This window comes from Bacillus cereus group sp. MG1 (assembly GCF_040460035.1).
GTDB classification, from domain to species: Bacteria; Bacillota; Bacilli; order Bacillales; family Bacillaceae_G; genus Bacillus_A; species Bacillus_A cereus.
In genome coordinates this window covers 429195-443592 of sequence record NZ_JARVGY010000001.1, presented here as the reverse complement: position 1 = coordinate 443592, position 14398 = coordinate 429195, and the positions used below count along the sequence as shown (strand labels likewise).

Genomic DNA, 14398 nt, shown 5'->3' with positions numbered 1-14398 from the left:
TCCTATGCTGCTGGGTATACTTTTCTTTTTTCTCCAGCTTGTGTTTTAGATTCTCTAACAGTGATACTACCATCATTGATATTGAAGTCCTCTATCCATAAACTTAATAACTCAGAGGCTCTTAATCCTCCTTCATATAAAATACGAATTATTAACTCATCTCTTATGTTATTACATGCTATACGAATTAATTCGGCCTGCTTAGTAGTAATGGTTTTTATTTTTCTTTTAGGTTCCTTAAGTTTTAAGATATTAATTTTGGTTGTTGGGGTATGTGTTATATGATCTAAAAATTTACGAAACTTTCGCCTTGTATTATGGACTTCTTTTGTAACTTTGGATTTTACATTAAATAAGATTTGACCACTACGCCATTGGTAGTCCAAAAATTCGATAACACAATTAGTGATTAAGTTAACGGAAGATTCAGTTCTTTTAGCGTACGCTAACTTCTTTGTGTCATTTAAATAGATAGTATTTATATCATCTGTTGATTTTCTTAACCAATGAATAAATTCTGTTAATAAACTTATATCCACTTCCCTGTAATCTTTATTCTTTTCGTTTAGAAAACACCAGAATATTTTCAAATGATAACAGTATGTTTTAAGTGTATTAGGGGCTTTTCCTAAAGAATCCTTATGTTTTATAAATTTCATGATTGGGATAACTGGTTCACCCTTGTTATGTAAAACCATCCAACGTTCTTCCCCAAACGATGTAATAATACTTTGTACTTTAAACATTTTTCCACCTCCAACTGTTCAATCTATCTATACTATAAATACTATCTCTTTTTACTATTATTATAGCTTCTACAAAGAGACAAAAAAAGAGAACTACCTATCGTTGTATACGTTATCTCTACTCATATATTATACTATTGTTAACACCATACCTCTTCCACGTACTACAGGAAAGCTGTTATATCCCATGATGTAATACCTCACTTTTGTTTTTTTAACTCCACTACAAACAAACATGTGTTCTTTTTTAAGGTTTGAAAAGGGACCATTTTGTTAACATGAATATTCAAAAATAATTTTTTCAAGTTAGAATATTCAAAAACTTATTTATGCAAACAAGCATGTCATGATAACATTTAACAAAAGGGGGTAGAAGTAGATGAGTGTTGACATTATTTCTAAAGAAGAAATCACAAAATTATTAAACGAATGGTATCAAGCTATGATTTCACAACGTGTATTACAGTCTCAGAAAATAAAAGAAGATATTGCAAATAAAATCAATAATATTAAGGAAGACCAAACAATATTAGTCTACTACGCTTTATTGAATGCACGATATAAACTGCTAATTCGGGATATGGATAGTACAAAAGATATTCTGGACAAAATCGAGCCTTTATCAGAGTCTACAGAAACATTTTTAGAGTACTATCATCATTTATTTAAAGCAATTTACGCTATTAATAAAGCAAACCATAGTGAAGCAAGAATGCAATTTGAAAAAGCTGAAACGTTTTTAGAATACATGCATGATGAAATTGAAAAAGCAGAATTTAATTATTGGCTTGCAGTCCATTACTATCACGTATTAAAACCGATCCTAGCAGTTCAATTTGCTACAAAGGCGAATGAAGTATTTTCAATTAGTCCAGGGTATGAATTAAAAACTGCAGCATGCTTAAATACTTTAGGAATGGCACACATTCGACTAAATGAATTCGAAAGTGCAGAGGAATATTTACTTTCAGCACTAGGTACCTTCCAAAAATCTAATGATGAACTTCTTATTAAACGAGTTAAGCATAATTTAGGACTTTTATACGCAAGTCAAAACATGCCAGAGTTAGCAATTAAACACTTAGAGGATTCATTAGAAAATAACGCTAAAACTATGTTTCTTTTAGCAAGAGAGCATTTTAAGTTAGGTTATAGTCATATCGCTAATGAATATATTGAGAATGGCTATAAGATTAGCGACTTATGTTATCGTCATCATTTCCGAATTTTAAAAGCAGTACATAACTATGTACCGCAAGAAGAATTAGAAAATGTGGTTATAGAAGGTATTTCGTATTTTGAAAAAGAAGAATTATATGATTGGGTAAAAGAATATGCTTCTCTTTTAGGTGAAAGATTCTATGGTTCAGAAAATCACAGAAAAGCAAGCAAGTATTTGCACATCGCTTTAGATGCAGACAAAAAGAGCATAGAAAGAAGGGCGCTAAAATGAAAAAAGCAATCTTATTAATGATGATGTTATCCGCTGTTTTTACTTTTGGTCTTACTAATGTAAAAGACATACCACAAAACGAAGCAATTGAAGTGTTTATGGATCATGGAGAACATATTTAAAACCTAAGGAAGAGGGCGCTTATAGTGTCCTCTTTTTAATATCTATTATTTATATGATGAGGTTGCAGGTACGTCTTTTGGTTATTGTTTGATAAACGTAAGATGTTTCTAAAAATGTGTATACAAAGGTGTAATTTTGTACTGTATATGTTCACGTACTATATAAAAAAGTATGAAAATCTATAAAAATAATTATTTCAATAAAATTTGTTTTAGATATTAAAAAGTGCCAAAACCCTTGTGGTATAAGGGGTTTGGCACTTTTGTGTTTTTTATATTTTATCAAATAAACAATTCTAAAACTGTTCATTCTTCTCCCAAGATTCAACGATATAATGTGCGATCGTCGGATTGAAGCCTTTACCAACTAAAAACATAATCGCAGCAACTTCTGTTAATGCGTGTTCATGTGATGTATGTTTTGCTTCATTTAAACCGTAATCTACCCATGGTTTTACGAAATCTAGTACGGGTTTCTTGAAAGGTAAAAACTGTGTACCGACAACTTGTTGAATTTGTTGTTGTGTTGGTTCAGTAATTGGTCCAGGTGGTAAGATTTGTGGTTGTGTAATGTCTAGTGTTGGTCCAGGTGGTAAGATTTGTGGTTGAGTTGGATCTATTGTTGGTGGTTTAGGTGGTGAGACACGTACGTCGTAGTTTGGTTGATACATTTGTTGTTGGTATTGCGGTTGTTGTGGTTGAGTTGTGTATGGATTTTGTTGATATTGTTGTTCTTGGTTTTGTGGTGCTACATATGGATTTTGTTGATATTGTTGTTCTTGGTTTTGTGGTGCTACATATGGATTTTGTTGATATTGTTGTTCTTGATTTTGTGGTGCTGCATATGGATTTTGTTGATATTGTTGTTCTTGGTTTTGTGGTATTACATATGGATTTTGAGGATATTCATAATTTGGACGTGTTTCATATGGATTTTGTTGAAATTCAGTTTCTTGATTTTGCGTTGTTGCATATGGGTTTTCGTCATATTGTGGTTCTTGCTGTTGTAACTCTTGTTCTTCGTATTGTTCTGTGTATCTCTGTTCTTGTTGTTGAGGATACAATGGTTGCCTTGGATAAGGCGGTTGATTATTATAGAACATGTTTATTCCTCCTTCATGATGATGCCTACCACCTAGTGTATGGGCGGACAAGAAAATATGTGATGAAAAAATGCGGGCGTGTTACAATAAGTAACTGGGTGAAGATAAAATGACAAAACAAGAAAAAATTCAAAAAACAATTACTTTTGTAAAACATATTTTAGAAAAAGATGCGAGTGGGCATGATTGGTATCATATTGAACGTGTACATAAAATGGCGATTTCTTTATCTGAGCAAGAAGGTGGAAATCGTTTTATAATTGAAATGGCAGCATTACTTCACGATGTGGCAGATGAAAAGCTAAATGAAAGTGAAGAAGCAGGAATGAAAAAAGTTTCTGATTGGTTAGAAGAGCTACGTGTTGAAGAAAAGGAAAGTAAACATATTCTTCATATCATCGCCAATATGTCTTATAAAGGTGGCCATGGCGGTAAAGTGGATTCACTTGAAGGGAAGCTTGTTCAAGATGCGGATCGCTTAGACGCCCTTGGAGCAATTGGAATAGCTCGTACCTTTGCATATGGCGGGGCGAAAGGGAGATTAATGTATGACCCAACTATTCCGCCGCGTGAAGAAATGACGAAAGAAGAGTATAGAAAAAATAATGATCCATCTTTAAATCATTTTTATGAAAAACTTTTGAAATTAAAAGATTTAATGAATACGAATGCAGCAAAACAAGAGGCTGAAATTCGTCATCGTTATATGGAACAGTTTATTGAACAATTTATGAAAGAGTGGAATGCACAAATATGAAAATGTTAACTGTGGAGAACTTATCAAAATCATATGGAGAAAAGCCGTTATTTGATGGATTATCATGTAGTATTACAGAAGGACAACGTGTCGGAATTATCGGTGTAAACGGAACTGGTAAATCGACATTATTAAAAATAATTGCAGGATTAGAAACTCCTGATACAGGTGATATGACGTATTCACGTGGGTATACAATTAGTTATTTATCACAGCAACCAGAGTTTGATGAAAAACTAACAGTATTAGAGCAAGTGTTCCATGGTGATACACCTTTAATTCGTCTTCTTCGTGATTATGAAAAAGCACTATTAAATATTGAAAAAGATCCAAGTAATGAAAAAGTACAGGAACAATTATTTGCAGTGCAGCAACGTATGGATGCAATGAGTGCATGGGAAGCAAATGCAAGTGCGAAATCTCTTTTAACGAAATTAGGAATTACAGATTTCACTGCAATTGTTGGGAATTTATCTGGTGGACAGAAAAAACGTATCGCAATGGCACAATGTTTTATTGAAACACCTGATTTATTAATTTTAGACGAGCCTACGAACCATCTTGACCATGAGACAGTTGAATGGTTAGAAGAATATTTAGCAAGATATACAGGTGCGGTATTACTTGTAACCCATGATCGTTATTTCTTAGATCGTGTGACGAACCGTATTTTTGAATTAGATAATGGTAAATTATATAGCTACGAAGGAAACTATAGTACATTTTTAGAAGCGAAAGCACTTCGTGAAGAGCAAGAATTGGTACAAGAATCGAAACGCCAAAATTTATATCGTCGTGAACTTGCTTGGATTCGTCGTGGTGCAAAAGCCCGTTCTACGAAACAAAAGGCGCGTATTCAGCGTTTTGATGAGCTAAAGGAACTAGAAGGACCAGCTGCAAAACAGTCAGTTGATATTGCACTTAGCGGTAGCCGTCTTGGGAAAAAAGTACTTGAGTTAAAAGATGTAACGAAAAAATTTGGTGATAAAACGGTATTAAACAACTTTAATCATATTGTGAAACCAGGCGATCGCATCGGAATTATTGGAGCGAATGGAAGCGGGAAATCTTCGCTATTAAATATGCTTGCAGGTAAGTTATCTCCTGATATTGGTGAAATTGAAGTTGGGCAAACTGTAAAAGTTGCTTATTATACGCAAGAAAATGAAGAGATGAATTTAAATCAGCGTATGATTGAATACATTAAAGAGATTGCAGAAGTTATTCATACGACAGATGGAAAAGTAATTGGTGCATCTCAAATGTTAGAACGTTTCTTATTCCCGACGCATTCACATGGTACACCGCTTGGTAAACTATCTGGTGGTGAAAGAAGACGTTTATATTTATTACGTATTTTAATGGGAGAACCAAACGTACTTTTACTTGATGAACCTACGAATGATCTAGATACACAAACATTAACAGTACTAGAAGATTATTTAGAAGATTTCCCAGGTGTCGTTTTAACTGTATCGCATGACCGTTACTTCTTAGATAAAGTAGTAGATGAACTGTTCATCTTTACTGGCGGAGGCGAAGTGCGTGAATTCCTAGGTAGTTATACAGATTATTTAGAAATGGAAAAAACGAGAGAACTTATGGAGAAAGCGGAAGTTCAAAAAGAGAAAAAAGTAGTAGAAGAAGCTCCAAAACAACAACGTAAACGTAAACTTTCATATAATGAGCAGCGTGAATGGGAAACGATTGAAGATACAATTGCCGAACTTGAAGAAAAAATTGAGTCAATTGGAGAAGAACTTGCGAAAGTTGGATCTGACTTCACAAAGGCACAAGAATTATCTGAAGCACAGCAGAAAACAGAAGAAGAGCTAGAAAAACAGATGGAAAGATGGAGTGAACTATCAGACATCGTTGAAGGATTAAAATAAAAACAAGCTGCATATATTGAAAAGTAAAGAGAAAAACTTTACACTATTGGTAGAACCTATTTTAGGAGGGGAAAAATGAGAACATCTAATCCAATGTTGAAAAAAGAGGCATTCCGTAAAGAGGGAGCAAGCGCTTCTGCGATGACGATTGGCGGAACAGTAGGCAAAACGTTCATTATGCTTATCTTGCTACTTGCAACGTCTGTCTATTCATACATACAGATGATGCAGGGGACGATGAAGATGCCAGTATTAATTGGTGCTTTAATCGTTGCGGCAATCATCGCATTCGCGTCTATGTTCTTCCCGCGCATTTCACCTTTTGGTGCACCAATCTATGCAGCGGTAGAAGGGGTTGTGTTAGGAAGTATTTCAGCAGTTTATACAATGAAATTTGGCGATTCTATCGTTTTAAATGCTGTATTACTAACAATCTCAATTCTATTTGCAATGTTAGTGTTATATGCAACACGCGTAGTAAAAGTAACGGATAAATTCCGTACAGGCGTTATGGCAGCAACACTTGGAATTATGGTTATGTATTTAGTCGTATTCCTACTAAATATGTTTGGTGTAACTGTTCCATACATTCACCAAGGTGGTACAATCGGTATTATTATTAGTGCAGTTGTTATTGTAGTTGCTGCATTAAACTTATTACTAGATTTCGATTTAATCGAAAATGGTGTACGTAGTCAAGCTCCGAAATATATGGAGTGGTATACTGCGATGGGACTAATGCTTACATTAGTATGGTTATACTTAGAAATTCTTCGTTTCGTTTCTTACTTTACGAAAAATGACTAATAAAAAAATCCTGCATGAAAAATGCAGGATTTTTTTATTTTCAAAGATATATTGAATGTATGGTATAATATGGATGATAGCAACTTGAAGTGAAGGAGATGGAATATGATGAAAGAGAAGAAGGGGATTATGAAAAAATTATTTTCTAAAAGTTTTTTCATAGAACTAGATGAAGCTTTAACGTATCCATCATCAAAAGTTATTACTTCAGCGATTGAAGGATATGCAACTGAATGCAATGAAAGACTAAAATTTGAGAGTAAAGTTAAACCGATTACTTTCTACTTAGAAAATGTAATGTACCGTGCTGAAATAAAGATGGCTCGCGGAGGATATTACATATCTTGTACTGAAGTGTAATAAATTTTGAAACTATACATGTTTGAACTATGTATGGTTTCTTTTTTTGTTTTGTAAGGTCCAAAATAATACTTTCTACTTACGGATATATCATTTTGTGCTTTTTACCATTCAAACATTTCTCCTTACAATGAAGAAAAACATGTGAGGTGGTATAACTTATGATGAATCTTCTCTGTACATAACTGTGTAGAAGTAAAAAAATAATAGCTTATAGAGAGTGATTAGCACAGAAATTAAGAAATATATAGGAAGAAACTACACACTATGCATTATAAGGTGTGTAGTTTTTATATATATATAAATTAGAAAGTGAAGAGATTATCCTATCTTACGATATAGAATGGATATTTAGTTTGTGATAATCTGGAAAAAGAATTAAAAGGTTTGTTTTCTTCGTGGTTTAATGTAATTGTGAGCAGTGTATTAAATATTAGGAGGGATAATAAACATGCAAAGTTTAGATGAAAGCCTACATTGGATGCCTAAAAGTGTATCTTTGCAGAGGAAAATAGCAAATGACATAAAATCTGATGAAGTTGTAATGATTTGTATAAAAAATAAGGTGAATGAATTAGTTATCCCACATCCCATTACAGACTTTATAAGAAAAGTATATAGGAATAGAGGAGTAGGGTATCATACTCAACTTAAAGCAGCAAGAGTAATATGTAAATTTCTTAATTTTATCTATAGAAGCATTGGAGATGATACTAAAGGCTATAATGAATTATTAAATCAAGGAATAAGAGGATTAAAACTTAAGCATGGTGGAGACTTTATTACACAGCTAACTTATGAAGGAGTTAGTTTCAAACATTCTAGTTATTGTGAGAGTGTACTTACAAAGTTTTATATATATTTAAAAGAAAATGAATTAATTGATGAAATTTTCCAAGTAATATATCGAAAAGATGGTGAAAAAGTAGGAGTGCCATATTCATTATTTAGTAAATCTGTTTTTGATATTGAGCGCCCTAATAAAAAATGGATAAACGAAAAATTAAGACTTAAGGATTTTGGACCTAATCGATATCGATTAGCTTATGAGTTTATTGAGGAAGCAGAGTCAAGCGATATAGCATTAGGTGTTTGTTTTCAAATTCTTGCAGGATTGAGATTGGGAGAGGTTGTAAACTTAACAAAAAGTTCTATTTATGAAACGGGTTTTAGAGGGAACGATGGAATGTGGTTAATAATTCAAGATAATCAAGAAGAATTGTTTGGACATTTATCTTCTAAGTATGATGTTCAAGTTAAACGTCCTAGAGAAGTTTTTGTTTTAAATGATCAGAGGCTTTGGGAGATTTATCATAATCATATGGAACGTTTAAAAAAACTTGAAAAAGAATGGGAATATAAAAATAATAAGGCGTTATTCATTTCAAACAATGGCTTACCTTTAAGTGGTGCTGGGTACGCTAAGAGATTTCATAGAGTGAAAAAAAGATTTTTAGAAAAGTTAAGAATAAACCGAAGGTATGAAGATTTAGAATTCTTAACAAGTTTACCTTGGTCTACACATATAGGCAGGGGGATTTTTACAAACTTCCTTATTGATATAGGTCTTAGTATTGAAAAAATTGCTAATTTAAGAGGAGATAAAACATTAACAGCAACTCTAGAATATATTGAAAAGAGAACCTCTTATAACAGAATAAAAGAACATGTAAATATCCTTACTAGTGTATATGGAGAAAATAAAGAAAATGTAGATATTTTGAAAAGCTCATCTAATACAAGAAAAATTTACGATAGATATATACATAATTGGAGTGGATTGAAGTAATGAATCAAAAATTTGTAAATTTAAATCAGCTGAGTTATAAAATTACTAAACATGGACTAAAATTTTTAGTGGAAAATGGTATTATTAAAGTTGATTATAAGGATGACGAGATTTTTGTATGTGAAAAAGATATAAAAAAGCATGAAGAATGGGAAAGAAAATTTAGTAATGAATATTTTACTGTAAGACAATTATGGGGATTTTTGGGTGTGAAGACGATAGAAGGGAAAAAATTGACTAATGCATATTATAAAAATCTTATTAAACTTGCTGAAAAAGGGATTATCCATATCAGAATACTGAGATATCCGTTAATAACATTGAATGATAAAGATTATCAAAATGTAAATCAATTTATCAGAAAAAGGGAGATAATTGATATTTTACATAAGTATGTACCTACAAGTAAATTTTTGAAAATGGTATCTATAGGATACAGTTATGCAAATGATATAGTAAATAAGTTTAATATAGAGAAAATAAAGTTCCTACAAGGAAAAGAAATGACATTTTATAATAAAAAAGACATAGAATCTTTCTTGAAATATAGGGAGAAGACAGTTGGAGATAAGATACGACTAAATGTTTCTGATGAGAGTCTACTAATTAAAGAAGATGTTTGTAAAATGTTGAATTTAAATAGTTTTAACTATAAGAAGTTTATAAATGAAGGGATATTACAAATTCAGGAAAAGATTGGGAGGAATATTTTCTTTACAAAAGATAAAGTAATAGTCCTAAAAAATCAAATAGAAAAAATGGATAAGAAACTTAGAACAGAATATTATACAAGACATGAAGTAATTCAAGAATATGGAATGAATGTAGATGCAATAAGGGAAGGGATAGAGAAAATTGAAGTTCCCTTATTAGTGAGGGGAATTTCAAGATATCTTTATAATAGATGTTTATATTTAAAGAAAGATATTATTAAGGAATACAATCGCAGAAGTGAAAAAATAAATCTTTATTTAGATAAAAGGAGTTTATCTGCCAATGTATTATATAGATTAGGTGTTGAAGGGATTGAATTTTCTGAACGATGTAAGGAGACAAAGTTACTATGGTTTGAATTTTTAAATTCTAAATCAGTTTTATACTCTGGCCAAAATAATGCGTCCAAAGCTGCAAGGGTGCTAGAGTATTTTTCAGCTACTAAGTTTTTGAGTCAACGACTTACCGAAAAAGAAATTTTTATGTGTTCTTCTAAAGAACTAAATTTAATGTTTTTTAATAAAAATACTGGTATCTATATACAAAAACCGATATATGTTTTTTTGAAAGAATTAGATAAGAGTGAGGAGGGGATTTTTAAAAATAACAATTTTAGGTTAAGCGAAATAAATAGTCCATATAAGATAAGTAGCAAGAAAAAGAGATCAAATGATATATACTCACCTGAAGAATTTAAAAAATTTTTTGATTATATTTCTAACCTTGATTTTCATAAAGAGAGAGCAATTAGAAGCGTGAAGGAAGTTATCAATAAATCTGTAACTAATAACCCAAGGAGAAATTTTTATAATCAGTATGATTCGGTTTGGCTGTATATGTTAATACACTTAAATAATGCTTGGAGACATTGGGATTGTACAGAAATTCCAAGAATAAATTTTGAAGGAACTAGTATAGTAGGTACCATAGATTGGCTCGAAAATAACCAGATATCAATAGAGGATGCTAAAACAATTGTAAGGAAATTGCAAATCAAAAATTTGAAACATTCAAAAACTGGGTCGACACGTTATTTTTATTGCTCTGAACAACTAATACTACCAGTTGCCTATGCAATAGTGTTATGTGAAATACGGAGCCGTGAGCTAAATCCTTTGAGCGAATCTTTAATAGATTTTCGTTCAAAGAATCGAGTGGTTACTAGTTATCCATATAATAGTTTTTTTAGTGATTTTTTAGAAGCGAACCTTAAATTTTCATCACTGAAAATGAATAGGACTTTTATAACATTTTCTTTTAATATAATTAATAAATATAAAGGTTCCGCACATGAACTTGAAGTATTAAAATTTCTTAGGAATCATAAATCGATTGAAACTACAAATATTTATATACACATGAGTCAATTAGATATTGATTTTTTAAGTAAACAAATGTTTTCTAGAGATTATTTTGGTTTTATAGCAGATGGTTTTGCAGATATTTTATTTGGATCAACACAAGATATTTCTGAGAGGACCCAGCAAATTAATGTAATATATGAAAAAATCGGAAAAGATTTAAAGTTAGAAGGGTTAGCAGATACCTTATTATATTTGTCAAAGAAAGAAGATATAGTAAGAGATCTCATTTACGGATTAGATGAAGATAATATCCACAAAATAAATAATATGTTAAACATTGGTGGTATGCATTCTAAAACAATGCACACTCAATGTTTATTGTCGTCAGAAGATTGTGTGTATCCCAATATAGACAATTGTATAGGTTGTCCTTTTGCAATATATAATTTTTATGCACTTTCAGCAATTACTGAAAGAATACTTAAACATATAGTAACTTTAGTTGAAGGTGAAGGCCTTGCTAAATATAAAGGAGATAATGAGAGAAATGCGATCCTATTTATAAAAGATTTAAAATTATTTAAGGAGGCTGAAAAAAAATTTGGCCCTTGTATTTATGAATTTTTTAACATGAGCCAGAAGAAATTTGAAAATATATTATTAAAATTACCTTCTCTTACTAGGTACCTTCCGGAAGAGAGAGAGGTGTAAAAATGGGAGAAGTAGCTAGATTTAAAAAAAGTTTTGAGATTTCAGAACTAAATGATGATGTGTTTGATTTGGATTTAAGTATAGAACTTGCTATTGAAAACTTACAAAGGGTAGAAATGAATGAGTTTTCTAAACTTAATTTTCACAATAATTTATGGCAACTATATGATGAAGAGAAAGATAGTATGCTATATTTTAGATTCAATAGATTGGAAGAGGAATTGCAAGATGAGCATTTTGATCGAGTAGAGAAAGTAATAGTAGTAATGAAATGTTGGGTAGCTAGTTTATTAGTTCAATATCATTTTAGTACTGTACATGCAAATTTTAATTATACAATTGATGAACTAATAGTCACAAAATGTTTCGAAATACACCTGTTAGAAGATTTTATTGAAAGAACTATGTCAAAAGGTGAGAGAACGAAGTCAATATTAGCCACAGCTTTACTAAACTTCTTTAATTATTATGATAATTTTAATGGGGTATCAGAATATTTGAATTTCATATCAACTATTCCAGCTTCAAAGCCAAAAACAAGGACTATTCCTACGGTGAAGGATTGCCTTAAATTTGCTTGGATTTTAAATGATTTCTTTACAAGGACTGATCATAAAGATTGGAAGTATATTTATTTTTATCCAATACGTATTTGGTGGCACTTAACTACGATTATTCCAATAAGAATTGGGGAATTTCTTCTTCTGAAAAGAGAATGTATAAGAGCAGAGGGAGATAAGTACTATCTTTATTTGTCTAGAATTAAAAATAAGAAACATGTAGGTAAGGAAAGAGAGCTTGAGAGGATAGAAATATCTTTTGAATTTTATGACATGATAAAAGAATATGTAAATTTGACTGAACAATATGGATATTCTAAAACATTATTGTCTTATCGAGCTCATAAAGAAATATCATTGACCAATAGGTTAGATTATTCAAAAACGAAACGGAATCCTAATATTTTTACGAGTCATTCTTTTCAGAGAATTTTAAATGATTTTTATGATAATATCATTTCGTCTTCACCATATAATTTCACCATTAGAGCACTAGGAGAGGACTCAGAACATGAGATTAGAAGAAGTAGACAGAATGGTATAGTTTTTGATTTCGAGCGTCGTTTAAGGCCAAATGATACAAGACATATAGCCTTTTTATCATTAATGATACAAGGCTTTCATCCAGTGGAAATTGCAAGATTAGGGGGACATGACACTGTATACGCCCAGCGACATTATCAACAGCATGAATTTTTTTTAACAGACTCAGGTATATCTAAGTTAATTAAAATGTTTAGTTTTACTGGGGAATTTTTAAAAGGATATAATTCCAATGGGACTTCTTCGAAAAGTACACTAAACATAGGGAAAAAGTTTAGAGAGGAATTTATTTTTTCACCAGCTAAAACTTTTAAAGATCAGTGGGATAAACTGGATGTTGGAAATTGTACGGCTCTAGTTAAGGATTGTCGTACGCAATGTTTTCAATGTGAATATTGGAGAATAGAATATGATGAGTTTATAGAAAAGAGAGAAAAGATTGAGAAATGGATGTTAGAAAGTCGTGAGGAGGTAATGGCTTTATATAAAACTTTATTTAATTTACATTTAAAGTTAGTTAACAAAACAATAGGTAAGATTAATCCGAATTTAACGAAAAATTTAGCTATACAATCAAAGAAACTTACCGCATTAATCGAAACACTTGATAAATTTAAAGAGAAATATGAAGGATGGTTGGAAGATGAGTAAGGTTGGGAGAAAAAAGAAGGAATATCCAGAGGATAAAATTAAAGAAATTATTCTTAAGTTTGCAAAAGATAAAGGAATAAGATCAGAGATTCCTAAAAGAACATTGAGTGAGTATGCAAAAGAACTTTTTAGAAAAGGAAAAATTACTTGGCTTGATGAGGAGATATCAGATAACTATTGGGTTCGAACCGAGAGAAGGGGGTTTCAGTTAATTGAGGAATATAATACTATAGTTCATAAATCCTTAGCACAAAATAGGTATAATACAGTACAATTGCCTAGAATAGAGGAAATTATAAAGTTGCATTCCAATAATTTGAAGCGGTTACAGCAAGAACTTCTCCCTTATGAAAAGGAATTATATATAATTCAGAAGGAAAAAAACACATTGCGAGATGAAATGAATCAGTTAAAAAAAATAATGAATGAGAAAGAAATATATATAGCAAATTTAGAGAAAAGAATTAAATTGCAGCAGGAAACAATCTTTAAACTATTTCATTATGGTTCTGTTAAAAATCCTAAACTTAGAAATTTAATGGAGATGGGGGAAGAGGTAAATTCTATAGTGCAGGATGCGTTACAAAATATTTTTAACTTAAATGCAGATAAATTTTTAAATTATGATATGAATGAGCAAGGAAGAATGACAAATATGGAGAAGGTGCAATCAAAGCTTTCGCTTTTAGATGATTTTAAAAAGTTATAAACAGAAAGAACTGTACCTTATAAACTGGACAGTTAAAAAAGAGCTTTAAAAATTAGGCACTTAAAAAATAGTTCCGGTATTATATCGGAGCTATTTTTCGAGTTTCCATTGATAACGATCATAATTATAATTTTACACATAATCCTCCATTACTTGTTGAAGAGATTGGAATGTTTG

Annotated in this window: 12 protein-coding genes; 10 read left to right on the top strand and 2 right to left on the bottom strand. The window is 31.2% G+C overall.

What is annotated here, in order from left to right; all coding sequences use genetic code 11:
• Nucleotides 1–2: 2 nt before the first annotated feature.
• Nucleotides 3–746, bottom strand: coding sequence for a tyrosine-type recombinase/integrase (locus tag QCI79_RS02085; protein WP_353842238.1), 744 nt, complete (start codon nt 744–746; stop codon nt 3–5).
• 379 nt (nt 747–1125) lie between these two features.
• Between QCI79_RS02085 and QCI79_RS02080 the strand changes: the two genes are divergently transcribed.
• Complete coding sequence (locus QCI79_RS02080) at nt 1126–2199, top strand: response regulator aspartate phosphatase (RefSeq protein WP_000109863.1); 1074 nt, start codon at nt 1126–1128, stop codon at nt 2197–2199.
• Nucleotides 2196–2321: a hypothetical protein gene (locus QCI79_RS02075; protein ID WP_000709202.1), complete on the top strand. Its 126-nt coding sequence runs from the start codon at nt 2196–2198 to the stop codon at nt 2319–2321. The genes QCI79_RS02080 and QCI79_RS02075 overlap by 4 nt, the downstream gene beginning before the upstream one ends.
• Before the next feature lie 296 nt (nt 2322–2617).
• Here QCI79_RS02075 and QCI79_RS02070 read toward each other — a convergent pair whose 3' ends face one another.
• Nucleotides 2618–3424 (bottom strand): hypothetical protein, encoded by an 807-nt coding sequence (locus QCI79_RS02070; protein WP_021728044.1) that lies wholly within the window; start codon nt 3422–3424, stop codon nt 2618–2620.
• 109 nt (nt 3425–3533) lie between these two features.
• Here QCI79_RS02070 and QCI79_RS02065 point away from each other — a divergent pair, with 109 nt between their 5' ends.
• From QCI79_RS02065 to QCI79_RS02030, 8 genes are all read left to right on the top strand, one after another.
• Nucleotides 3534–4181, top strand: coding sequence for an HD domain-containing protein (locus tag QCI79_RS02065; RefSeq protein WP_000165969.1), 648 nt, complete (start codon nt 3534–3536; stop codon nt 4179–4181).
• Nucleotides 4178–6073 carry an ABC-F family ATP-binding cassette domain-containing protein gene (locus QCI79_RS02060; RefSeq protein ID WP_021728045.1) on the top strand — a complete coding sequence of 632 codons (1896 nt, stop codon included), beginning with the start codon at nt 4178–4180 and terminating at the stop codon, nt 6071–6073. The genes QCI79_RS02065 and QCI79_RS02060 overlap by 4 nt, the downstream gene beginning before the upstream one ends.
• A 75-nt stretch (nt 6074–6148) precedes the next feature.
• The gene (locus QCI79_RS02055; protein ID WP_001260655.1) at nt 6149–6880 is read left to right on the top strand and encodes a Bax inhibitor-1/YccA family protein; all 732 of its coding nucleotides are present in this window, start codon (nt 6149–6151) and stop codon (nt 6878–6880) included.
• Between the two features lie 105 nt (nt 6881–6985).
• On the top strand, nt 6986–7240 hold the full coding sequence (locus QCI79_RS02050; RefSeq protein WP_000975140.1) for a DUF4318 domain-containing protein: 255 nt from the start codon (nt 6986–6988) through the stop codon (nt 7238–7240).
• A gap of 451 nt (nt 7241–7691) precedes the next feature.
• Nucleotides 7692–9029 carry a hypothetical protein gene (locus QCI79_RS02045; RefSeq protein ID WP_021728046.1) on the top strand — a complete coding sequence of 446 codons (1338 nt, stop codon included), beginning with the start codon at nt 7692–7694 and terminating at the stop codon, nt 9027–9029.
• The gene (locus QCI79_RS02040; RefSeq protein ID WP_021728047.1) at nt 9029–11758 is read left to right on the top strand and encodes a hypothetical protein; all 2730 of its coding nucleotides are present in this window, start codon (nt 9029–9031) and stop codon (nt 11756–11758) included. Before QCI79_RS02045 ends, QCI79_RS02040 begins: the two co-directional genes overlap by 1 nt.
• Before the next feature lie 2 nt (nt 11759–11760).
• Nucleotides 11761–13512, top strand: a complete 1752-nt coding sequence (locus QCI79_RS02035) for a phage integrase (RefSeq protein ID WP_021729424.1) — start codon at nt 11761–11763, stop codon at nt 13510–13512.
• Nucleotides 13505–14221 (top strand): hypothetical protein, encoded by a 717-nt coding sequence (locus QCI79_RS02030; RefSeq protein WP_021728389.1) that lies wholly within the window; start codon nt 13505–13507, stop codon nt 14219–14221. The genes QCI79_RS02035 and QCI79_RS02030 overlap by 8 nt, the downstream gene beginning before the upstream one ends.
• Nucleotides 14222–14398: the final 177 nt, after the last annotated feature.

What these genes read in the sequence shown, in the direction of transcription:
- QCI79_RS02085 (WP_353842238.1), bottom strand. Translation starts at nt 746, where the DNA reads ATGTTTAAAGTACAAAGTATTATTACATCGTTTGGGGAAGAACGTTGG.
- QCI79_RS02080 (WP_000109863.1), top strand. Translation starts at nt 1,126, where the DNA reads ATGAGTGTTGACATTATTTCTAAAGAAGAAATCACAAAATTATTAAAC.
- QCI79_RS02075 (WP_000709202.1), top strand. Translation starts at nt 2,196, where the DNA reads ATGAAAAAAGCAATCTTATTAATGATGATGTTATCCGCTGTTTTTACT.
- QCI79_RS02070 (WP_021728044.1), bottom strand. Translation starts at nt 3,424, where the DNA reads ATGTTCTATAATAATCAACCGCCTTATCCAAGGCAACCATTGTATCCT.
- QCI79_RS02065 (WP_000165969.1), top strand. Translation starts at nt 3,534, where the DNA reads ATGACAAAACAAGAAAAAATTCAAAAAACAATTACTTTTGTAAAACAT.
- QCI79_RS02060 (WP_021728045.1), top strand. Translation starts at nt 4,178, where the DNA reads ATGAAAATGTTAACTGTGGAGAACTTATCAAAATCATATGGAGAAAAG.
- QCI79_RS02055 (WP_001260655.1), top strand. Translation starts at nt 6,149, where the DNA reads ATGAGAACATCTAATCCAATGTTGAAAAAAGAGGCATTCCGTAAAGAG.
- QCI79_RS02050 (WP_000975140.1), top strand. Translation starts at nt 6,986, where the DNA reads ATGATGAAAGAGAAGAAGGGGATTATGAAAAAATTATTTTCTAAAAGT.
- QCI79_RS02045 (WP_021728046.1), top strand. Translation starts at nt 7,692, where the DNA reads ATGCAAAGTTTAGATGAAAGCCTACATTGGATGCCTAAAAGTGTATCT.
- QCI79_RS02040 (WP_021728047.1), top strand. Translation starts at nt 9,029, where the DNA reads ATGAATCAAAAATTTGTAAATTTAAATCAGCTGAGTTATAAAATTACT.
- QCI79_RS02035 (WP_021729424.1), top strand. Translation starts at nt 11,761, where the DNA reads ATGGGAGAAGTAGCTAGATTTAAAAAAAGTTTTGAGATTTCAGAACTA.
- QCI79_RS02030 (WP_021728389.1), top strand. Translation starts at nt 13,505, where the DNA reads ATGAGTAAGGTTGGGAGAAAAAAGAAGGAATATCCAGAGGATAAAATT.